The sequence below is a fragment of the Halomonas sp. CnH100-B genome, from assembly GCF_024124605.1.
Classification (GTDB): Bacteria; Pseudomonadota; Gammaproteobacteria; order Pseudomonadales; family Halomonadaceae; genus Vreelandella.
In genome coordinates this window covers 126859-147078 of the sequence record NZ_JAMXRX010000003.1, presented here as the reverse complement: position 1 = coordinate 147078, position 20220 = coordinate 126859, and the positions used below count along the sequence as shown (strand labels likewise).

At 59.3% G+C, this 20220-nt stretch carries 16 protein-coding genes; 7 read left to right on the top strand and 9 right to left on the bottom strand.

The features are described 5' to 3' along the window. Nucleotides 1-112 precede the first annotated feature (112 nt). Together hemN and fnr are read left to right on the top strand one after the other, a co-directional pair. Complete coding sequence (hemN, locus tag NH398_RS07400; RefSeq protein WP_253017558.1) at nucleotides 113-1540, top strand: oxygen-independent coproporphyrinogen III oxidase; 1428 nt, start codon at nucleotides 113-115, stop codon at nucleotides 1538-1540. A gap of 57 nt (nucleotides 1541-1597) precedes the next feature. After that, entirely contained in the window at nucleotides 1598-2347 is a 750-nt protein-coding gene (gene fnr / locus NH398_RS07395) for a fumarate/nitrate reduction transcriptional regulator Fnr (RefSeq protein WP_253017556.1), read from the top strand. On the opposite strand, the gene ttcA is transcribed toward fnr, so the two are convergent. The 3 genes from ttcA to NH398_RS07380 all read right to left on the bottom strand — a co-directional run bounded on the left by ttcA (nucleotide 2337) and on the right by NH398_RS07380 (nucleotide 5794). Beyond that, nucleotides 2337-3245: a tRNA 2-thiocytidine(32) synthetase TtcA gene (gene ttcA, locus NH398_RS07390; RefSeq protein ID WP_159343124.1), complete on the bottom strand. Its 909-nt coding sequence runs from the start codon at nucleotides 3243-3245 to the stop codon at nucleotides 2337-2339. The genes fnr and ttcA overlap by 11 nt on opposite strands. A gap of 75 nt (nucleotides 3246-3320) precedes the next feature. Continuing rightward, nucleotides 3321-3971: a DNA polymerase III subunit epsilon gene (locus NH398_RS07385; RefSeq protein ID WP_253018133.1), complete on the bottom strand. Its 651-nt coding sequence runs from the start codon at nucleotides 3969-3971 to the stop codon at nucleotides 3321-3323. A 5-nt stretch (nucleotides 3972-3976) separates the two neighbouring features. Beyond that, on the bottom strand, nucleotides 3977-5794 hold the full coding sequence (locus NH398_RS07380) for a putative nucleotidyltransferase substrate binding domain-containing protein (RefSeq protein WP_253017554.1): 1818 nt from the start codon (nucleotides 5792-5794) through the stop codon (nucleotides 3977-3979). A 608-nt stretch (nucleotides 5795-6402) separates the two neighbouring features. Here NH398_RS07380 and NH398_RS07375 point away from each other — a divergent pair. From NH398_RS07375 to NH398_RS07360, 4 genes are all read left to right on the top strand, one after another. Next, nucleotides 6403-6663 (top strand): DUF4212 domain-containing protein, encoded by a 261-nt coding sequence (locus NH398_RS07375; RefSeq protein WP_159343126.1) that lies wholly within the window; start codon nucleotides 6403-6405, stop codon nucleotides 6661-6663. Between the two features lie 6 nt (nucleotides 6664-6669). Then, the gene (locus tag NH398_RS07370; RefSeq protein WP_159343127.1) at nucleotides 6670-8451 is read left to right on the top strand and encodes a sodium:solute symporter family protein; all 1782 of its coding nucleotides are present in this window, start codon (nucleotides 6670-6672) and stop codon (nucleotides 8449-8451) included. 104 nt (nucleotides 8452-8555) lie between these two features. After that, the gene (locus NH398_RS07365; protein WP_159343128.1) at nucleotides 8556-9086 is read left to right on the top strand and encodes a hypothetical protein; all 531 of its coding nucleotides are present in this window, start codon (nucleotides 8556-8558) and stop codon (nucleotides 9084-9086) included. Nucleotides 9087-9174: 88 nt separating this feature from the next. Further along, nucleotides 9175-13116: a NahK/ErcS family hybrid sensor histidine kinase/response regulator gene (locus tag NH398_RS07360; RefSeq protein ID WP_253017552.1), complete on the top strand. Its 3942-nt coding sequence runs from the start codon at nucleotides 9175-9177 to the stop codon at nucleotides 13114-13116. Between the two features lie 72 nt (nucleotides 13117-13188). Here NH398_RS07360 and NH398_RS07355 read toward each other — a convergent pair whose 3' ends face one another. The 3 genes from NH398_RS07355 to NH398_RS07345 all read right to left on the bottom strand — a co-directional run bounded on the left by NH398_RS07355 (nucleotide 13189) and on the right by NH398_RS07345 (nucleotide 16750). After that, entirely contained in the window at nucleotides 13189-13851 is a 663-nt protein-coding gene (locus NH398_RS07355; protein WP_016916171.1) for a response regulator transcription factor, read from the bottom strand. A 272-nt stretch (nucleotides 13852-14123) separates the two neighbouring features. Beyond that, on the bottom strand, nucleotides 14124-16073 hold the full coding sequence (gene acs / locus NH398_RS07350) for an acetate--CoA ligase (protein ID WP_159343130.1): 1950 nt from the start codon (nucleotides 16071-16073) through the stop codon (nucleotides 14124-14126). A gap of 170 nt (nucleotides 16074-16243) precedes the next feature. Then, the gene (locus tag NH398_RS07345) at nucleotides 16244-16750 is read right to left on the bottom strand and encodes a SprT-like domain-containing protein (RefSeq protein ID WP_253017550.1); all 507 of its coding nucleotides are present in this window, start codon (nucleotides 16748-16750) and stop codon (nucleotides 16244-16246) included. Nucleotides 16751-16879: 129 nt separating this feature from the next. Here NH398_RS07345 and NH398_RS07340 point away from each other — a divergent pair, with 129 nt between their 5' ends. Further along, a complete protein-coding gene (locus tag NH398_RS07340; RefSeq protein WP_253017548.1) occupies nucleotides 16880-17560 on the top strand; it encodes a YecA family protein in 681 nt (226 codons plus the stop codon). Between the two features lie 5 nt (nucleotides 17561-17565). Here the strand turns inward: NH398_RS07340 and NH398_RS07335 are convergent, their stop codons facing one another. Genes NH398_RS07335 through tsaB form a run of 3 tightly spaced genes read right to left on the bottom strand, consistent with a single transcriptional unit; the run spans nucleotide 17566 to nucleotide 20133 of the window. Then, the gene (locus NH398_RS07335) at nucleotides 17566-18687 is read right to left on the bottom strand and encodes a phospholipase D-like domain-containing protein (protein WP_253017546.1); all 1122 of its coding nucleotides are present in this window, start codon (nucleotides 18685-18687) and stop codon (nucleotides 17566-17568) included. Nucleotides 18688-18724: 37 nt separating this feature from the next. Next, entirely contained in the window at nucleotides 18725-19435 is a 711-nt protein-coding gene (locus NH398_RS07330) for a class I SAM-dependent methyltransferase (protein ID WP_253017544.1), read from the bottom strand. Then, complete coding sequence (tsaB, locus tag NH398_RS07325; protein WP_159343135.1) at nucleotides 19432-20133, bottom strand: tRNA (adenosine(37)-N6)-threonylcarbamoyltransferase complex dimerization subunit type 1 TsaB; 702 nt, start codon at nucleotides 20131-20133, stop codon at nucleotides 19432-19434. Before tsaB ends, NH398_RS07330 begins: the two co-directional genes overlap by 4 nt. Nucleotides 20134-20220 lie beyond the last annotated feature (87 nt).

Sequence of the window (20220 nt, the reverse complement as noted above, 5' to 3'; positions counted from 1 at the left end):
AAGGACGGCTATTGCGCCGTTGCTTGATATAGCTCAACCCTTTGCGTGTGGGACCGGCGTAACATTGGCGCATCCGCTTTTCTGCTTGCCCTGTTACGTCGGAGCGCTTCCTATGCCCGTTAACGCCACTGCTGCCCTCGCTCACCCCTCTTCCGCAGCGGCGGAGACCACTGCCTGGGACGACGCACTGCTACGCCGTTACGACACCAGCGGCCCGCGCTATACCTCGTACCCGACGGCGCTCTCTTTTCATGACCAATTCACTGCTGACGATATGAGCCAGGCGCTTGCGCGCAGCAACGCCAGCCGAAAACCGCTCTCACTGTACGTGCACGTCCCGTTTTGTCGGAAAATTTGCTTTTACTGCGCGTGCAACAAAATAGCTACAAAAAATACCGCTCTGGCCGAACCCTACTTATCACGGTTGGATCGCGAGATGGTGCTCACTGCGCGCCATTTGGATACAAAGCGTCCGGTGCAGCAGCTGCACTGGGGCGGCGGCACGCCAACGTTTCTCACTCTGGCTCAGATGAGCGATTTGATCGACCGCTTAGACGCACGCTTTGGCCTCTCCAATGCGCCGGACCGTGATTACGCCATCGAAATCGACCCACGTGAGGCGGATGTCTTTACCCTGCGCCATTTGCAGTCGCTGGGCTTCAACCGCTTGAGCTTGGGCGTACAAGACCTCGATCCACAGGTACAAGCGGCGATCAATCGCGTTCAGCCCCGGGTGCTCACCGAAACGCTAATGGATGAAGCCCATCGGCTCGGCTTTCGCTCGCTCAACCTCGATTTGATTTATGGCCTGCCCTTACAAACCGAGAAGAGTTTCGCGGACACGCTGCGCCAAGTGATCGAGCTAGGTCCCGCACGGCTGTCGGTGTTTAACTATGCGCATCTGCCGACCCGCTTTGCGCCCCAACGACGCATCAAGGACGCCGACCTGCCCAGCGCCGATGAGAAGCTGGCCATGCTGCATACCACCATTGCGATGCTGACCCAGGCGGGCTATGTGCATATCGGCATGGACCATTTCGCGCGCCCCGACGACAGCTTGGCCAAGGCGCAGCGCAACGGCACCCTGCAGCGCAACTTTCAAGGCTATTCCAGCCACGCCGAGTGCGACTTGATTGGTTTGGGGGTATCGGCCATTTCTCGGATCAACGATAGCTACGCGCAAAACCCTACCCGGCTCGCTGACTATGAAGCGGCCTTAGATGAAGGTAGGCTGGCGACCGTGAAAGGGTTACGTTTAAATAAGGATGACCTAATGCGAAGAGAGGTCATCGAGCGGCTCATGTGCGATATGGCCATTGACCTCGACACTGTCGGCCAGCGCTGGCAGGTCGATGCCGCAGATTACTTTGCCAACGCCCTTGAGCGGTTGGAAATCGCCGAACGGGATGGCCTGTTAACGCGTCAGGGGCTTCGGCTCACCGCCACCCCGGTGGGGCGGCTACTCATTCGACACCTGGCCATGGCCTTCGACACCCACTTACAACGCCAGGATGGCCAGCGCTACTCGAAGATCGTGTGAGCGCCTTGAGCCACCTGCCCCCTGTACCCATGATGGCGAATAAGAAGGGAGACCCCCATGTCATATCCTGCCAGCCAACGACGTTCACTGCTGCAAGAAGCGCGCTGCCAAACCTGTAGTTTAAGCTCGCTGTGCTTACCGCTTGCCCTGGAGCTTGAGGATATGAGCCAGTTCGATGCCATCATTCGCCGTCGCTCGCCGCTGAAGAAGGGCGAACCGCTGTTTCGTCAGGGCGACGCGTTCACCAGCGTTTATGCCGTGCGCTCTGGCAGTTTGAAACAGGTGACCAGCGAAGGGAACGGTAACGATCAGCTCACCAACTTCTTTCTGCCCAGCGAGCTGGTCGGCTTGGACGGTATCGACGAAGAGCACTACCCCGGCACCGTGATTGCCCTGGAGACTACCACGGTGTGCGAAATTCCGTTTGACCGCCTGGACACCCTCTCAGAAGAGATACCTGAGCTGCGCGGCCAACTTTACCGCAGTATGAGTAAGGAGCTGCGCGATGACCGACGGATGATGCGCTTACTATCGCGCAAAACCGCCGACCAGCGGCTGGCCAGCTTTTTAATTACCCTCTCTGACCGCTTCCGTCGCCGGGGTTACTCCCCCTACAGCTTTCGGCTGTCGATGTCGCGGGCCGATATGGGCAACTACCTGGGTCTGGCGGTGGAAACGGTCAGCCGTATTCTCAGCCGCTTTCAGCAGCAGGAGGTGGTGGCCGTTTCGGGTCGCGAGGTAAATATTTTGGACATGCAGCGCCTCATCACCCTGGCAGAAGAGGAGGCGCAGACGATTACACGTTAAACGCCTGAATGCGGCTCTCCATCAGCGCCGCCTGCTTCGCTTCCAGACCGGCAAAGTCGAATAGCTCGCGGTCGGCAAGCTGGGAAGGGGCGACGTTGGTGACGGCTTTGAACATGCTCTCCAAACGGCCAGGGTGCTTCTTGTCCCACTCTGCCAACATCTCTTTGACGATCTGGCGCTGCATGTTGGGCTGTGAACCGCACAGGTTGCAGGGAATGATCGGAAACGCCATCAGCCGTGAAAACTCTGCAATGTCCGCCTCTTTGCAGTACGCCAGCGGGCGAATCACGATATTTTTCCCGTCATCAGAGAGCAGTTTCGGCGGCATGGCCTTCAGCGTACCGCCGAAGAACATATTCAGGAACAGCGTTTCCAGAATGTCTTCCCGGTGGTGGCCCAGGGCAATCTTGTTGGCGCCAATCTCGTCGGCAAACCCATACAGCGAGCCACGGCGCAGACGTGAACAGAGCGCGCAGGTGGTCTTTCCTTCCGGCGTTTTCTCCTTCACGACCGAATATGTATCACGTTCGAGAATGTGGTACTCCACCCCCAGCTTGTCTAAGTACTGGGGCAACACGTGCTCCGGGAAACCAGGCTGTTTTTGGTCCATATTGACCGCCACGAGCGAGAAATTGACCGGCGCGTTGCGCTGAAGATTGCGCAAGATCTCCAACATCGTGTAGCTGTCTTTGCCACCGGAGAGACACACCATGACCCGGTCGCCCTCTTCGATCATGTTGTAATCGATGATGGCATTTCCCACTTCGCGCCGCAGGCGTTTTTGCAACTTGTTGAATTCACGCTTCTGCTTGGCATCCTGCAGCTCATGCTGCTGGGCAAGGGACTCGTCAGACGCGCTGTCTGACGCAGTAGGGTCAAAGTAGTCAGGTTGTAACATGATCGTCGCACTGCCGATGGGTGAAGGAGCAGCGCGTATTCTAACAACACTCCGAAGCTCTACCCAATACAAACCCTAGGCCGTCAGGGCGATCTCACGCTGTAAACGCAGGTAGAGGAGCGCGCTGGCGGTGGCTTCACTGACCACGCTGGGCCAGATCAATGGCGGTAGCTGCCAGCGAGCCAACGCTACGCCAAGCGGGTCGAGGGTATCGATGTGTGGATGCAGCCGCCGCAGCTGTCGCCCATGCAACTTGGCAACGTCCACCTGGGCGTTGGGGAGACCAAACCCCAATACGCTTTTGAACAGCCCGTTCAAAGGTTCGAGGGTGTGCTCCAACTGCCAGCCGACCAGCGGCCGGTTGCCGATGAAGTCGGCCAACTCCGTCAGGCACTCGGCATCTGGCGTGCGCGGCGCGTCGGTGGCGTGTAGCTGGTGATGGCGTCGCAGGGTAGCAGGGACTAGCGCGGGCGATACCGACAACGTGGCCCACCACATACGACTGGTGTGCACACGGCGCGGGTTCAGTACCACCGCCGCTACGCTGATCACCGCTGGCTGACCCTCGCTCACCTGGCAGGCCATGGCCACGGACTCTTCCCCCATGTAGGGCTGAAATAGCCAGGCATACGGCGAATCGGCCCAGCGGCGACGGTCGCTTTCTCGCTGAAGCAGCGTTCTCAGCGAGCCGCTGAGCAGCGTCATGTGTCGGTCTAACAGGCGCATTCCGCTCACGAGTACTCCAAATGATAGCGGTGGGAAAGACGCTGCTTGAAGTCTTTCACGATGTGCAGGGCTTCGCGCAACAGGTCTCGTTCCAGTGAAGAAAGCTCTTGTACCACGACCCGATTGGTACGCTTGGCGTGGGTGCCCTCCATGTCCTGGAGCTGCTGGCGAAGACGCAACTCGGTGAATAGCGCCAGGGCTTCGCCGAGATCATCGGCAAACCGTCGATCCAACCGCCCATCGATGGCCAGGGCCTCCAGGCGATCCAGGGTCGACGTGGCCTTGATGCGCCGCTCAAGCGCCATGGTGCGCACGCCGTGCACGATAGGGAAGATGCCGCCTTTTTTGATATCGATACCGTGTTGGGGCTTCTTCAGCGAGCCAAATAGCGTCAGCGGCGTCGAGAAGCGCAGCGCTGCCCGAGCAAAGTAAGAGAGCAGCAGCTCATCGTGGGAGCAGCGCTCGAACAGCGCCTCACGTATTTGATCCAGTAGCGCGGGGTTACCTGCCACGCCGTGGGAGTCGAGCAGAATCGCCAGTTTCATCAAGCTGTCACCGTCCCGGGCGCTCACCCATTTGGCGATACGGCTCTTCCACTGCGAGACGGTGCCCACCCACTCGGGATTGGACACCATGATGTTCCCAGGACACGGCGGGTAACCCAACTGGATCAGCGTGTCGGTGAGCCCGCTCATCGCCTCGTGCACCTCGGGCCACTGGCAGTCGTCGGCCAGGATCAGGCCATTGTCCTGATCGGTTTTTAGAATCTGTTCGCCGCGCCCTTCGCTGCCCATCACCATCAGGCAGCTATGGCGGTGGTACTGCTCGGGCACCGTAAATCCCCACGCTTTGCTCATGATGCGACCATTGAGCGCCGCCAGTAACTCCATGGCAAAGCGCAGCTTCACGCCCTGGGCCATCAGCGCGTTGACCAACTCAGGCGTACGCTGGCTGGCGGCCGCCAAGGCTTCCAGGCTATTGGCTTGCTCGACCTGCAAGCTCACTACGTAGCTGCGGCTGGAGAAGAAGCTCAGCACGTCCATCAGCTCTACGACACCCCGAGCGCACTCGTCCTCCATCACCACGACCCGGGCGACCTTATGGCGAGTCATCAGTATCAGCGCTTCAAACAGGTACTGCTCGGGGGTCACGGTGACCAGCGCCTGGTTTGCCAACGCCTCTACCGGGGTATGCTGGGTGCTGTCCCCCAGCACTAAGCCATTGAGCAGATCGGTTTTGGTGACCATGCCCAGCGCGCCTTGCGTCCCTACCAGCAGGCTATCGGCGTGACTCTCGTTTAACTGACGCACGGCATCGCGAATACTTTTCGATGCGTCGATCAACAGCGGCTCACGCATGCACTCGTGCACCTTGGCTAGCATGAAGCCTGCCATCGTCACGCCCCCCTCGGCGCGCTTTTCGGTGAGCAGGCGCGCCTTATGGGAGAGCGACTGTTTGAAGAACTGCTCGAAAGGGGGATAGTGTCGGCAGAGCTGCACGAACAGCGCTTTAGGCATCACATAGCACAAGCACTCTTGTTCGGCCTGGAAACGGTAGCGGCTTTTACCGTTGAGAATGCTGATCGCCCCAAACAAGTCCCCGGCCGTGTAGTGGCCAATCCGCGCGCTGGCGGCGGGTAGCGTGGGGTCCAGCTCGGCGACCTCTCCCTTGTGAATGAGAAATACCGACTCGCCTGCCTGGCCCATCTCAAGAATGATTTCATCCCGGTCGAAGTAGGCAAGGTCCATACCGCGACGAACGTGATCGCGCCCCGCATCATCCATCAGCGAAAACGGCAGTTGGGAGAGATCCACGTCTACCATGGGCGACCTCACTTAAGGGCAGTGACTAAAGAGAACTAGAAACGGTTTGACGACCTGTAGACACATTGACTCATTATACTTTCCGCTATAGCGCTAACGTCTTAACGACGTTTGTTTAGCGACGAAAGTAGTGGCTTTTTTTACTCCCTTTTAAATCGACTAAACACCACTTGTTAAGGTAGCAAACATTGCTTTTAACCGAGCCATAGACCATTGTCCTATCACCGCCAGGAAGGCGTTTAAAGAACGCTGAAAGCTCATGAAAAATAATGCTTTATATTCATACAACTCCTGTTTGCCACGTGACTAAAAGCGCCTGATACCAAAGTCTGGGATTTATTTTCGGCGATTATTGCCCAGTATTATCAGCGAGTCATACAGGGTAATCGCACACCACCTGTCTAACGCACTTCAAGCCGCTGACGATAACTTGCCGATCACCCCTTAACGACACAAAACGGCTTAACAATAAGAAGGTGACGTGCTTGGCAACGCTGACTTACCGCTCACTCACCAGCGCGGTGTTCCATGCGGGGTTGCCCTGATGAACCACACGCTATCTTGAGTTCACTTTCCAACCCTAAAAATCACAACTGGAGAGCAACACAATGGCAGACGATAAATCCAATGCTGCTGAATACTGGAAGGCCAACGTCCGGCTGATCTTCGGATGCCTGGTGGTTTGGGCATTTGTCTCCTACGGATGTGCCATCCTGTTCCGTCCGCTGCTCGCGGGCATTCCCGTTGGCGGTACGGACCTGGGCTTCTGGTTTGCTCAGCAAGGCTCCATTCTTACCTTCATCGTGCTGATCTTCTTCTACGCCTGGAGAATGAACACGCTCGACAAAAAATACGGCCTGGGGGAGTAAGCCAGCATGAGCCAGTTTGCAATCAACTTACTGTTCGTTGGCGCCTCGTTCGCGCTCTATATCGGGATTGCGATATGGGCGCGAGCGGGCTCCACCAAAGACTTCTATGTCGCCGGCGGCGGCGTACACCCCATTACCAACGGTATGGCCACGGCAGCCGACTGGATGTCGGCGGCATCGTTCATCTCCATGGCGGGTCTGCTCGCGTCTGGCGGCTACGCGAACTCTACGTTCCTGATGGGCTGGACCGGTGGCTACGTCATCCTGGCGATGCTACTGGCCCCGTACCTGCGTAAGTTCGGCAAGTTCACCGTGCCTGACTTCATCGGCGATCGCTTCTACAGCAACACCGCGCGTTTAGTGGCGATTGTGTGCTTGATCATTGCGTCGGTGACCTACGTCATCGGCCAAATGACCGGCGCAGGCGTGGCGTTCTCCCGCTTCCTGGAAGTGAGCAATACCTGGGGTATCTGGATTGCCGCAGCGATCGTCTTCATGTACGCCGTGTTCGGCGGTATGAAAGGCATCACCTACACCCAGGTAGCGCAGTACGTGGTACTGATCATTGCCTACACTATTCCGGCGGTGTTCATCGCCATGCAGCTCACCGGCAACCCGCTGCCGATGTTCGGTATGTTCAGCACGCACACCGAATCCGGCGTTCCACTGCTGCAAAAGCTGGATGACGTGGTGTCGGCACTTGGTTTCCGCGACTACACCGCTGACGTGGACAACAAGCTGAACATGGTGCTGTTCACTCTGTCACTGATGGTCGGTACTGCGGGTCTGCCCCACGTGATCATCCGCTTCTTCACCGTACCGAAGGTCGCCGATGCGCGCTGGTCAGCGGGCTGGGCACTGGTGTTCATCGCCCTGCTCTACCTGACGGCTCCCGCAGTGGGCTCCATGGCACGCCTGAACCTGATGACCACCGTCTATCCGGAAATGGCAGGTCAAACCGAGAACTACGAAGAGGCCGCGCGTAACCCGATCCTCTATGCCGATCGTCCTGAGTGGTTCCGCACCTGGGAAGAGACCGGCCTGATCACTCACAACGACTTGAACGAAGATGGCCGGATTCAGTTCTACAACGGCGCTGCTGACTACGCAGACCGCGGCTGGGAAGGCAACGAGCTGGAGGTGAACAACGACATCCTGGTACTGGCGAACCCTGAAATTGCCAACCTGCCCGGCTGGGTAGTGGGTCTGATCGCAGCGGGCGGTATCGCGGCGGCGCTCTCCACCGCAGCGGGTCTGCTCTTGGCAATCTCGTCAGCGATCAGTCACGACTTGATCAAGACCATGATCAACCCGAAAATTTCTGAAAAAGGCGAAATGTTGGCAGCCCGTATCTCCATGGGTGGTGCGATCCTGCTGGCGACCTACTTAGGGCTCAACCCGCCCGGGTTTGCCGCTCAAACGGTCGCGCTTGCCTTCGGTATTGCCGGTGCCTCGCTGTTCCCTGCGCTGATGATGGGTATCTTCTCCAAGCGTATGAACAACAAAGGTGCGGTGGCCGGTATGCTGGCAGGCCTGATCTGCACCCTGCTCTACATTTTCACCTACCTAGGCTGGTTCTTTATTCCGGGCACCAACATGCTGGCCAACACGCCGGACAACTGGATGCTGGGTATTTCACCGCTCTCGTTTGGTGCCGTAGGTGCCGTGATCAACTTTGCCGTGGCCTTCGTTGTCTCCAACGCCACCGACGCGCCGCCGCAAGAAATTCAGGACCTGGTGGAAAGCGTACGCTATCCGAAAGGTGCTGGTGCTGCGGTTGATCACTAAGTCATAATCGTTCCACCCTATTGCGCCGTCGGCCAATAGCGAACGGAACCATCTTCCATCGGGCTTCCTTAGGGGAGCCCGATGGCTTTTCAGAAGGAAAACGTATGATTTGGCACTTAGTGGCCGCCGTGTTTGCAGGCCTTGCCGCGGCCGGGATTGGCCTACTGCTTCGCACCTTGAGCCGTAAACGACTTCCCAAGTGGATCGTGCCGGTGTTTGGCGGCTTGGGGATGCTGGGCTACCAGGTTCAGTTCGAGTACAGCTGGTATGAACACAAGCAGCAACAGTTGCCGGACACGGCCAAAGTGATCTCCAGCGACACCTCTAGCCAGATCTGGCGGCCGTGGACCCTGCTATTTCCCATGACCACGACCTTCAGCGTGGTGGATAGCGAAAACGTCCGTTCGCAAACCGTCGAGGGCGACGTGGTGGCCGAGTTCATTCTGTATCAGTTCGAGCGTCGCCATACGGACCTGATCACTACACAGCCCTACATCCTTAACTGCTCAAGCCGAGAGCTGGTTCCGCTAAACCCCGAGAGCGGCGAAGCGGATCTCGACGCGCTTCGATCTCTGCGGGAAACGTCACCGCTGCTAACTACCGTTTGCCAACTGGCCAACGAACGGCAGACGTAGCGCCCTCCCTTCGCCTAGAATGGGGCCCTTTGCTAGGCGACGTACGGCTTAGACGTATCGTCACAGGTACGATTGGTGAGGAGACACTATGTTTCATGGCGGGCTGCTGGTCGCGGTGTCACTGCTCTATATCGCAGTGCTGTTTGGTATTGCCTGGTTTGGCGACCGGCGTGCTCGTACCCACGGCGCCAGCCGCCGCCGACCCATTATTTATAGCTTGGCACTCGCCATCTACTGCACGTCATGGACGTTTTACGGCGCGGTGGGCCAAGCAGCCACCGCAGGCTGGTCGTTTGCCAGTATCTTCGTGGGGCCTATTCTGACGTTTTTGCTCTTCTGGCCCGTCCTGGCGAAGATGATCCGCGTTGCCAAGCACCAAAACGTCACCTCCATTGCCGACTTCATCGCCTCGCGCTACGGTAAGACCCAGTCTCTCGCCGCCTTTGCCAGCTTGGTCGCCCTGATTGGCACCCTGCCCTATATCGCGCTACAGCTAAAAGCCGTCTCGACGACCTTCAGCGTCTTGACCGACGCCCAAGACATGACACACGCCCCGCTGTTTGGCGATACGGCCTTCTACGTGGCAGTGGTCATGGCGATATTCGCCATTCTGTTTGGCACCCGGCACACCGATGCCACCGAACACCACGAAGGCTTGATTCATGCGGTCGCCTTTGAGTCGCTGGTCAAACTGGTGGCGTTTTTAGTGCTGGGCGCCTTCGTCACCTGGGGCATGTTTGACGGCTTAGGCGAGCTGATGGGTCACGCCGAAAGCCAGCTAGAGCTGCAGCGCCAGCTCGCTAACCAAGACTTCGGTCAAAGCTTCTGGGCGCAAACGCTACTCGCCATGCTCGCCATTCTGTGCCTACCGCGCCAGTTTCACGTGGCCGTGGTGGAGAATATTCATCCGGACGATGCCACCAAAGCGCGCTGGCTGTTCCCACTCTATTTGCTGGCGATTGCCTTTTTCGTGGTTCCTCTAGCGGCCGCTGGCCTGCTGCTGTTCTCTGAAAGCGGCGTGGAGCCGGATACCTATGTGCTTGCCCTCTCCATGGCGTCCGGCCAGCAGTGGCTAACGCTGCTTACCTTCATCGGCGGTTTTTCTGCCGCCACCGGCATGGTCATTGTGGCGGCGGTGGCGGTGTCCATCATGATCTCGAACGAGATCGTCATTCCCGCGCTCTTCAGGCTGCGCTGGTTCGATACCAAAGCCCGAGACTATGGCCGCTTGGTGCTGCGCGCCCGCCGCCTCACCATCGTGGCCGTGCTGGCCATGGCGTACGGCTTTTATCAGCTGATTGGCGAGTTCACCTCGCTGGCCTCCATCGGCATGCTCTCGTTTGCTGCAGCGGCCCAGTTTGCTCCGGCGCTGATTGGCGGGCTGTACTGGAAGCGCGGCAACCGCTTGGGCGTGATCGTGGGCATGAACGTGGGCTTTGCCATTTGGGCGTATAGCCTGCTGATGCCCGCCATGATTAACGCTGGCGTGCTGCCTCAAGCGTGGCTTACCGGTGGCCCGCTGGGACTTAATTGGCTGTCACCCACGGCGCTGTTTGGATTGAACCTGGGAGATACGTTTACCCACGGGGTCATGCTGTCGCTGGGTATTAACCTGTTCTGCTATATCTTTGTCTCGCAGGTCACCTCGCAGCGAGTCGTGGAGCGCATTCAGGCCTCGCTGTTTGTGGATAGCGTCGAAACCCGGCAAACCTCCGTGAATCGCCCCTGGACGGGGGCCACGACGGTGGGCGATTTGAAAGTGCTGTGTGAGCGATTCCTGGGGGCGGGCCAAGTCGATCGCGCCTTCGATGATTACGCACGCCGAGCGGGCAAGCCGCTAGATGACGGTACCCGTGCCTCCATCGACGTGATCCAATTTACCGAGCGGTTTCTCGCCTCTGTCTTGGGGGCATCGTCGGCGCGGATCGTAGTGAACTCTGCTCTTCAAGGGCGAGGCATCGGCATTTCCGATGTCATTTCGATTGTGGATGAAGCGTCTCAGGTGTTGGAGTTCAACCGCGCCCTGCTGCAGGCCACCATCGAGAACATCAATCAAGGCATTAGCGTGGTCGATCAGAACCTGCGCCTGGTGGTGTGGAATCAGCGCTATTTAGAGCTGTTCCGCTTCCCCGACCACATCATTCGCGTCGGCGCACCGATGGACCGTATCTTCCGCTATAACGCCCACAACGGTGAGTACGGCCCCGGCGACCCGGAAGAGCACGTGCAGCTACTGCTGGATAACATTCGCGATGGCCAACCCCACCGCTACGTACGCTACCGCCAGGACGGCAGCGTGCTGGAAGTACAGGGCAACCCGATGCCCGGCGGCGGCTTTGTCTATACCTACCAAGACATTACCCAACAGAAGCGCATCGAAGAGGCGCTGATCCGCTCGGAAAACAACATCCGTATCTATACCGATAACGTCCCGGCGCTCATTGCCTACTTCGATAAAGAGAGCCGCTACCTGTTTACTAACCGCGCCTACGAGCAGGCGTTCAACATCGATCGCAACGCGGTGATCGGGCGGCGCTACGAAGACGTGCTGCCGGTAAAACAGGCTGAAGAGCGAGTGCCCTGGGTACAGCGCACCCTGGCCGGTGAACGGGTGAGTTTTGAAGTCTCCATGCGGGTCAACGATGCCATGCGCTATATGCTGGTGACCTACACCCCGCACTTTGGCGATAGTCAGTCGATTCTGGGCTTCTTTGCGCTGTATCAAGACATTACCGAGCGCCGCCAGGCGGAAATTGCTCTGAAAGAGACCAATGAAACCCTGGAAGAGCGGGTGCGCGAGCGCACCCAGGCGCTGTCAGAAGCCAACGCGGCCCTGCGCCAGGAGAACCGCGTACGCGCCGAAGCGGAGCAGGCACTGCGCCAAGCGAAACAGCTCGCGGAAGACGCCAACGCCTCGAAAACCCGTTTCCTGGCTGCCGCCAGCCACGACCTACTGCAACCTCTGAATGCCGCGCGCCTGTTTACCTCGGCGCTGATGCAGAACGTCACCGCCAGCGACACTCAGCGCACCATTGGCCATATCGATAACTCGTTGCAAGCCGCCGAGGAGCTGCTGGGCACGCTGCTGGACATCTCCAAGCTGGATGCGGGGGCGCTGACGCCACGGCGTAGCCACTTCGCCCTGGCCGACATTTTCCGCCCGCTACGTGCCGAATTCGACGTGATGGCAGATGATCGTGGGCTCGATTTGGTCGTGGTGCCCACCCAGCAGTGGGTGGACTCCGATCCCCAGATGCTGCGCCGGATCGTGCAGAACTTTCTCTCCAACGCGATTCGCTACACCCAAGAGGGGCGTGTACTGCTCGGCTGTCGCCGTCAGGGGGGAAGGCTGCTGATCGAGGTGTGGGACAGCGGTCCAGGCATTCCTGAATCCAAGCTAACGGAGATCTTCCAGGAGTTCCGTCGACTCGACCAGGTGTCCCGCCATAAAGAGAGCGAAAAAGGCCTGGGGCTGGGCCTCTCCATTGCCGACCGTATGAGTCGCGTGCTGGATCACCCCATCAAAGTGCGCTCCTGGGAAGGGGTGGGCACGGTGTTTTCGGTCAGCGTGCCTATCGTGGCGGCCCGGGAGGCAACCGTCGCAGAACAGGAGCCCAGCGGCCGTCGTAGCGGTAATAAGCTGGCGGGCACACGGATTGTGTGTATCGACAACGAAACACTGATTCTGGAAGGCATGACCGCGATGCTCAGCGGCTGGGGCTGCGAGGTATTCACCGCCACCAGCATTGGCGGGGCGAAATCGATTCTACGCAATATGGACGGTGATCCTGACGCCATCCTGGCGGATTATCATCTGGATAACGAGGTCACCGGTCTGATGGCGCTAGAAGCACTGAGCGAGCGCTTCACCGGCGCCGTTCCCGGCATTGTGATTACCGCCGACCGTACCGAGGCCGTCGCCGAAGAGGTCAAGCGCGCTGGCTATCAGCTGTTATTGAAGCCGGTGAAACCCGCCGCCCTCCGTGCGCTACTAACCCGCACGCTGCAGGCCAGCCGCGCCAATCCCTAATCGCCAGCCCGAAAACAGCAGCGCCGCGCTTAGAAACATCTAAGCGCGGCGCTGTTCACCGGTCGTTAGCCGTTACGACTCGACTTTTGGCGGCTCCACTTCCAGCTTCTGCGCGGCAATGACGGCCTGGGTGCGCGAGTGCACGCCCAGCTTACGCAGAATGGCCGTTACGTGGGCTTTGATGGTTGCTTCCGAGACGTTCAGCTCATAGGCGATCTGCTTGTTCAGCAGACCTTCGGTGAGCATGTTCAGTACGCGAAACTGCTGGGGCGTGAGCGAGGCGATCGCCTCGGCAAAGCGCGACTCCTCTTCGCTGGTCTCTTCGAGGACGTTGGCCAGCGCTTCCGGTAACCACACCTCACCCTGCAGAATCTCACCCACCGCCTCGGCGATCAGCTGTAGCGATGACGACTTGGGAATAAAACCCGAGGCACCGTAGTCGATGGCACGGCGCACGACGTAGGGCTCATCGCTGCCGGATACCACGGCAACCGGAATATCCGGCATCTGACCGCGCAACTGGATGAGGCCCGAAAAGCCGTGGGCACCGGGCATGTGGAGATCCAGCAAAATCAAATCTGCATCGGGGTGTCGATTCACGACCTCAGTGGTGGCTTCCATGGTGTCGGCTTCGACAATCTCAGCCTGGGGGGCCAACTGGCGCAACGCCTGGGTGAGCGCTGCACGAAACAGCGGATGGTCGTCAGCGACGATAAACTTATGGGCTACTGCCATGGATATTCCTCCGGTTCCTCGAGCAGCGGGGTTGCCTGCCGCCGCGACGCTAGGCTCATACGGTTGAAGCATGGTACCCCATGGGCTTCATCATGCCCAAGCATCACATGCACAATTTGTCATTGAGACGTCATCCGAACGAAAACAGCAGTGCCGGCCCTATGGCCGGCACTGCATCGGATAAGCGCAGTTTGCCTGATCGTTAGACGCAAATGCTTGACGCCCGTCATTGAACGCCGCCCTCACTGCCGATGGCAGTGAGGGCGAGACGGTTATTGATTGGCCCGATGTTCGATCAGATCATCGACGACCGACGGATCGGCCAGGGTGCTGGTATCGCCGAGACCATCGCACTCGTTGGCGGCGATCTTGCGCAAAATACGGCGCATGATTTTACCCGAGCGCGTTTTCGGCAGTCCCGGTGCCCACTGAATCACATCCGGCGAGGCAATCGGCCCGATATCTTTGCGCACCCACTGAGTCAGCTCTTTCTTCAGCTCGTCCGTGGGATCGATACCGTCGTTCAGGGTCACGTAGATGTAGATGCCCTGGCCTTTGATATCGTGGGGGAAGCCCACTACCGCCGCTTCGGCCACGGCAGAGTGCGCCACCAGCGACGACTCGATCTCGGCGGTGCCCATACGGTGGCCGGAAACGTTCAGCACGTCATCCACACGACCGGTGATCCAGTAGTAGCCATCCTCATCACGACGGCAGCCGTCGCCCGTGAAGTACATGCCGTCGTAGGTGGAGAAATAGGTCTGAACGAAGCGCTCATGATCGCCCCAGATAGAGCGCGCTTGCCCCGGCCAGGAGTCCAGGATCACCAGATTGCCTTCGGTGGCACCTTCGAGCTTATTGCCCTCGTTATCGACCAGGGCAGGTTTGACGCCAAAGAAAGGCGTCGTCGCCGAGCCTGGTTTCAGGTCGGTGGCCCCCGGCAGCGGTGCAATCATGATGCCGCCGGTTTCGGTCTGCCACCAGGTATCCACGATGGGGCACTTCTCGTTGCCGATCACGCGGTAGAACCACTCCCACGCTTCCGGGTTGATCGGCTCACCCACCGACCCCAGCAGGCGTAGCGAATCCCGCTTGCTGGAGTCCATAACGCCATCACCGTGGGCCATCAGTGCGCGTACGGCGGTGGGCGCGGTGTAGAGGATATTGACCTGATGCTTGTCGACGATTTCACCCATTCGGCCGTGGGTCGGGTAGCTCGGCACGCCTTCGAACATCAGCGTGGTGGCACCGTTCGCCAGCGGGCCGTAGACGATATAGCTATGACCGGTCACCCAGCCCACGTCAGCCGTACACCAGTAGATCTCGCCCTCTTGGTAGTCGAAGACGTACTGATGCGTCATGGCGGCGTAAGTCAGGTAACCGCCGGTAGTGTGCTTCAAGCCTTTTGGTGCGCCGGTGGAACCGGAGGTGTAGAGAATGAACAGCGGATCTTCCGCGTTCATCGCCTCGGCCGGGCACTCGGTTGACTGCTTATCGACCAGCTCGTCAAACCAGATATCGCGGCCTTCCTGCCAGTCGATCTCGCCACCGGTGCGCTTCACTACCAGTACGTTCTTGCACACGTCGGTGCCATCACGCTTGAGCGCGGAGTCGACGTTCTCTTTGAGCGGTACGTGCTTGCCACCACGCACCGACTCATCGGCGGTAATGACCAGCTTAGAATCCGCACCGATGACCCGCTGGGCCACTGCGTCAGGCGAGAAACCACCAAAGACCACCGAATGCACCGCGCCGATACGGGCGCAGGCCAACATGGCCATAGCCGCTTCAGGAATCATCGGCATGTAGAGCGTGACGGTATCGCCTTTCTGAATGCCCAGCGACTTCAAGCCGTTGGCCAATTGATTCGTGCGCTCGTAAAGCTCGCGATACGTAATATGCTTGGATTCGTTGGGGTTATCGCCTTCCCAAATGATCGCCGTTTGATCGCCTCGCTTGTCTAGGTGGCGGTCCAGACAGTTCGCCGCCACGTTCAGCTCGCCGTCTTCGAACCAGCGAATATCGACGTTATCGCGGGCAAACGAGGTGTTTTTAATTTTGCTGGGCGTTTTGATCCAGTCGAGGCGTTTGGCCTGCTCGCCCCAGAAACCTTCCGGGTCGTCCATGGACTGCTGATACATTGCCGCATATTTATCTTTATCGGCCCATGCCTTGGCAGCGATGCTATCGCGCACTGGATAGACGTTTTTATGCTCGCTCATGAAGTTGCCTCTGTCCGTGAAGTTGCACTCTCTGGTAAGTGATGTCGGTTTTATTATTGGCTGCACCGACGCGCGTAATATTTACCTAGCATAAACCTGTCCCGAACGGCTTCCCTTTAGACATTGGTAGTAGCAATTTTTATTTAAAAAACAGTTACTTAAAATAATAATCACGGGCGTTCGAAAGCACGATAGACCAAGGTCTCATCACAATGACGGCAGCGGTAGCGTCGCCCCTTGACGACCAGGGCATGGCGGCGCGGTGTAAAACGGTGGGTCTGACAGCGACACTCATAGCGATAGGGGCGCGGCTGGGAGCGCTGAATATCGAAGCAGTGGGTCACCCGTGGCACGAGCCCGAACAGATCACGCATGACCGCCTGCCACTCGCGGCCGTGGGGCTTTAAGCGCGTGCCGTTGGCCAAATGAAAGACCAGCCAGTGGGCCATTTCGTGGGGAATCACTTCGTCGAAGAAGGCCTCGCGATTGTCTGCCAGCAGCACCGGGTTGAAACGCAGCCCGCCCCGCCCAAGATGCGCTTGCCCCGCCGATGCGCCCTTGAGGTCAAACCACACCTTGGGCGCAGGCAGCGCTGGATGCACCTCTCGGCAGCGTGCCAAGGCCTGTGCGACCCGCTCTTGGGCGGCCCGAAGAAGCGCCTCCTGGGAGCGCGCCATCAAATCATCGTGCGGCCAAGGGGGCAGTGGTGACGTCTTCATTAGTGATAAACTAGCCATTAGTGACGTTGCTCGATTGTGACGGATCGACAGCGGTTTTCAATGATGACGTTGACCACGAGGCTCCCTATGGCAGAGCGCAACACCGTGACCGAAGCTAACTCGCCCGACAGCACTCCGCCTCAGCCGCTGCTTGATGATGAACAGCTGGACAGGCTGGACGATTTTCTCGATTCAGAGCAAGTGGGCGAAGATGCCCTTGATCTAATTTCAGCTCACGGTTTTCTCGTCGCCCTGGCGGTTGCTCCTAGCGAGCAGCCCACCGAACAGTGGCTGGAAGAGCTCTTCCAAGGCGAACCCAACTACCGCGACGCCGCCGAGCGCGACGAGATCGTCCAACTGCTGACGCTACTGCGCGACAACGCCATGGCGGTGCTGGAGCAAGGTGGTCTGCCAGAGCTACCTTTCGAACTAACACTGGATGGCCTGCCCGCCGAAGAGACGCCGATTGGCGACTGGTGTGCAGGCTTTATGGAAGCGGTGTTCAGCGACGAAAGCGCCTGGTTCCAGGATGACGAAGAGGCTGCCGCCACGCTGCTGCTGCCGTTCATGTCGCTATCGGGGCTCTTCGACGACGAACCCGACATGGCCGAGATGGCCAGGGATCAAGCCAGCCAAGAGACCTTCGTTGCTCAACTGCCCGAGCTGGTGCTTGACCTTTACCTGCACTACCGCGTGCCGCCGGAAACCCCCAAGCCCAAACCGCGTAAAAAAACGCCCGCCAAGGCTAAAGGCAAAAAGCGCAAATAACCGCGCTATTTTAGACGCATCACAAGGCCATCCACGACGCCATACACCCACTCCTTGGCCCGCTGCCCCCAGGGGCGCGCGGCCCAGGCGGCGGCATCTACCTCTTGGCTGGCGGCAAAGTTACGCTCGAAAAGCGCCTGCACGTCGCTGGCGAATCCTGGATCGTCTATCTCCTGGTTGGCCTCTAAGTTCCAGTGCAGGTTCCAGTGATCGAAGTTGCAGGAGCCGAGACTAACCCACTCATCGGCCAGAACGAATTTGGCATGTATGAAGGTCGGCTGGAATTCGAAAATGCGTACGCCCGCTTTCAGCAACCCCTGATAAAAGCGCTGGCCCGCATAGCGCACGCCGGGATGATCGTGCTTGGCACCGGGCAGTAGCAGGCGCACATCCACGCCTTGCCGAGCAGCGCGGATCAACCGGCGGCGCAGCGCAAACGTAGGCACGAAGTAGGGCGTGCACAGCCACAGCCGCTGTTGGGCGCTACTCACCCGGGCATACAGCGAGTGGCGAATTGCTTGGTAGCGATAGCCTCTTGCCGACATCACTCGCCCCCGCACGCCATCGGCATGGGAGGTCGCGCTGCGCTGTGGCGGGAGCGGAAGGGGCGCTGGGTTACCCGACGCTTGGCGAGTCAGCCGGGAACGCCACAGACGGCGAAACAGCACTTCCCAGTCCGCAACGGCCGGGCCGTCGATACGTAGCGCGATTTCATACCATGCCTGCAGGAACTCATCCACTGCGCCAAAACCGCCGGTAAAGGCAATCTCACCGTCCACCACCACGATCTTACGGTGGTCGCGGCTGAGATTACGGGCCAGGGAGTGAAATCCAATCGGGTTGAACAGCTGCAACGCCACGCCAGCGGCCTCCAGGCGCTCACGGTCGCGTCGCTCCAATCCCATCGCGCCGTATCCGTCCAGCAGTAGGTAGGTTTTTACCCCTCGCTGCGTTGCGGCTTCCAATGCATCAATGACTTGGTTTGCGAGCTCGCCGGACTCCATCAAGTAGAGCTCCACCAGCACGTAATGCTGTGCCTGACTGACCGCTTCGAACATCGCCGGTAAAAAGCGCGACGCTTCCGGCAGCAGAATCACACGGTTTCCTTCTCGCCACTCGTGCTGCATAGAGACTCCTTCTCTGGCTACGCTGTGTCATCCACGCTCAGCGGCTGAGTGAACGATGAACGTACAGATCGTAGCGGCTCGTTTTGCCTTCCAGCGTGTGCTGCGGCGCGGGCCCCGCAATAGGTGGCGCTTTACGGGGGCGTTTCACCACCACCCGGTGAGTCGCCACGTCGAGCGCGGCTTCCAACAGCCGTGGGGCATCGTCGTCGTCCCCGGCCAGCTCGCGAAACACGCGCATCTCTTTTTTCACCAGCGCGGACTTCTCCCGATGGGGGAACATAGGGTCCAGATGAATGACCTGAGGGGCGAACTCGGCGTCTGCCACCAGTATCGCCAACTGTTCGGCGGCATCGCCATGACGCAGGCACATTCGCGCGGCAATCGCGGCGGTGTCCTCTGCGGCCGCCGCACGCGCGAGGCCATCGCTGAGCAAGGCGGCGATGGCCGCGACCCGCTCGATCATCAGCACCGGCGCTCCAAGGCTTGCCAAGACGAAGGCGTCGCGCCCCAGCCCCGCCGTAGCATCGATCACGCTCGGCGTCACGCCTTTGGCCAGCCCGCAGGCCTTCGCCACCAGCTGCCCACGGCCGCCGCCGAACTGACGGCGATGCGCGGCCTTTCCCGAGACAAAATCAACGCTGAGCGGCTTGCCGTACTCCCGCTCCTCCCCGATCAGGGCAAGCTGGCCCTCCACATAGCCCAAGGTTAGCCCCGTCGGCAGGAGAACCTCCGGTATCGGCTGGCTCATGCCGGTTTTTTCCACGCCACGTTATTACGCAGATACACCGGCTGTGCCGCGTGGGCCGCTTGGCCCAAGCCTGCGTCCAGGTCGCGCGCGGCCAGCCACGCCATCTCCTCTGCGCGCGGTTCTAAGTCCGTGAGATGTTGCGACATGCTGGCCTGCACGCCGACAGCAAACTCATCCCACAGGCTAAAGCCCGAGCCTACGCCTACCCAATCGGTTTCGTCGGCCGGCAAGCGGAATGCACCGGGCGCGATGACGACCTCGTCACTTTGTAAGCTTAAGGTATCGTTCAAGCAGTGCCAGGTGGCCGCATACACTTCGCCCATGCGCGCATCCAACGCGGTGACCACATGGCGAAAGTGATAACGCCGATGCGCTTGTAGCGCGAGCGCCTCCAAGGTCGAAATGCCGAGCAGCGGGCAGTCCAAGCCAAACGCCAGCCCTTGGGCAGCACCGGCCGCAATGCGCAGGCCGGTAAACGAACCGGGACCACGCCCGAACGCAATGGCGTTCAGCGCTTGAGGGGCAATGCCCGCATCAGCGAGCAGCTCATCCACCATCGGCATCAAGCGCTTGGTGTGCGCGCGTGGCGTCATTTCATAGCGCGCCAAACAGTCACGCTGACCGCCTGCTTGGCGGAGCAAAGCCGCAGAACAGGCGCTGGAGGAGGCATCCAGTGCCAGAAGGTATAACGACGACATAGCGGTGTTGCACTCCGTAAAAATAGGCCTCTAGTATACCGTCACATGCCTGAAACGACGATGGCCCGCAGGAAGCCTGCGGGCCAT

Excerpts from the sequence above, each read along its gene's own strand:
- acs (WP_159343130.1), bottom strand. The coding sequence starts at position 16,073 with ATGAGCGAGCATAAAAACGTCTATCCAGTGCGCGATAGCATCGCTGCC.
- NH398_RS07330 (WP_253017544.1), bottom strand. The coding sequence starts at position 19,435 with ATGAGCCAGCCGATACCGGAGGTTCTCCTGCCGACGGGGCTAACCTTG.
- ttcA (WP_159343124.1), bottom strand. The coding sequence starts at position 3,245 with ATGTTACAACCTGACTACTTTGACCCTACTGCGTCAGACAGCGCGTCT.
- NH398_RS07375 (WP_159343126.1), top strand. The coding sequence starts at position 6,403 with ATGGCAGACGATAAATCCAATGCTGCTGAATACTGGAAGGCCAACGTC.
- fnr (WP_253017556.1), top strand. The coding sequence starts at position 1,598 with ATGTCATATCCTGCCAGCCAACGACGTTCACTGCTGCAAGAAGCGCGC.
- NH398_RS07380 (WP_253017554.1), bottom strand. The coding sequence starts at position 5,794 with ATGGTAGACGTGGATCTCTCCCAACTGCCGTTTTCGCTGATGGATGAT.
- hemN (WP_253017558.1), top strand. The coding sequence starts at position 113 with ATGCCCGTTAACGCCACTGCTGCCCTCGCTCACCCCTCTTCCGCAGCG.
- NH398_RS07355 (WP_016916171.1), bottom strand. The coding sequence starts at position 13,851 with ATGGCAGTAGCCCATAAGTTTATCGTCGCTGACGACCATCCGCTGTTT.
- NH398_RS07345 (WP_253017550.1), bottom strand. The coding sequence starts at position 16,750 with ATGGCGCGCTCCCAGGAGGCGCTTCTTCGGGCCGCCCAAGAGCGGGTC.
- tsaB (WP_159343135.1), bottom strand. The coding sequence starts at position 20,133 with ATGTCGTCGTTATACCTTCTGGCACTGGATGCCTCCTCCAGCGCCTGT.
- NH398_RS07360 (WP_253017552.1), top strand. The coding sequence starts at position 9,175 with ATGTTTCATGGCGGGCTGCTGGTCGCGGTGTCACTGCTCTATATCGCA.
- NH398_RS07385 (WP_253018133.1), bottom strand. The coding sequence starts at position 3,971 with ATGCGCCTGTTAGACCGACACATGACGCTGCTCAGCGGCTCGCTGAGA.
- NH398_RS07335 (WP_253017546.1), bottom strand. The coding sequence starts at position 18,687 with ATGCAGCACGAGTGGCGAGAAGGAAACCGTGTGATTCTGCTGCCGGAA.
- NH398_RS07370 (WP_159343127.1), top strand. The coding sequence starts at position 6,670 with ATGAGCCAGTTTGCAATCAACTTACTGTTCGTTGGCGCCTCGTTCGCG.
- NH398_RS07340 (WP_253017548.1), top strand. The coding sequence starts at position 16,880 with ATGGCAGAGCGCAACACCGTGACCGAAGCTAACTCGCCCGACAGCACT.
- NH398_RS07365 (WP_159343128.1), top strand. The coding sequence starts at position 8,556 with ATGATTTGGCACTTAGTGGCCGCCGTGTTTGCAGGCCTTGCCGCGGCC.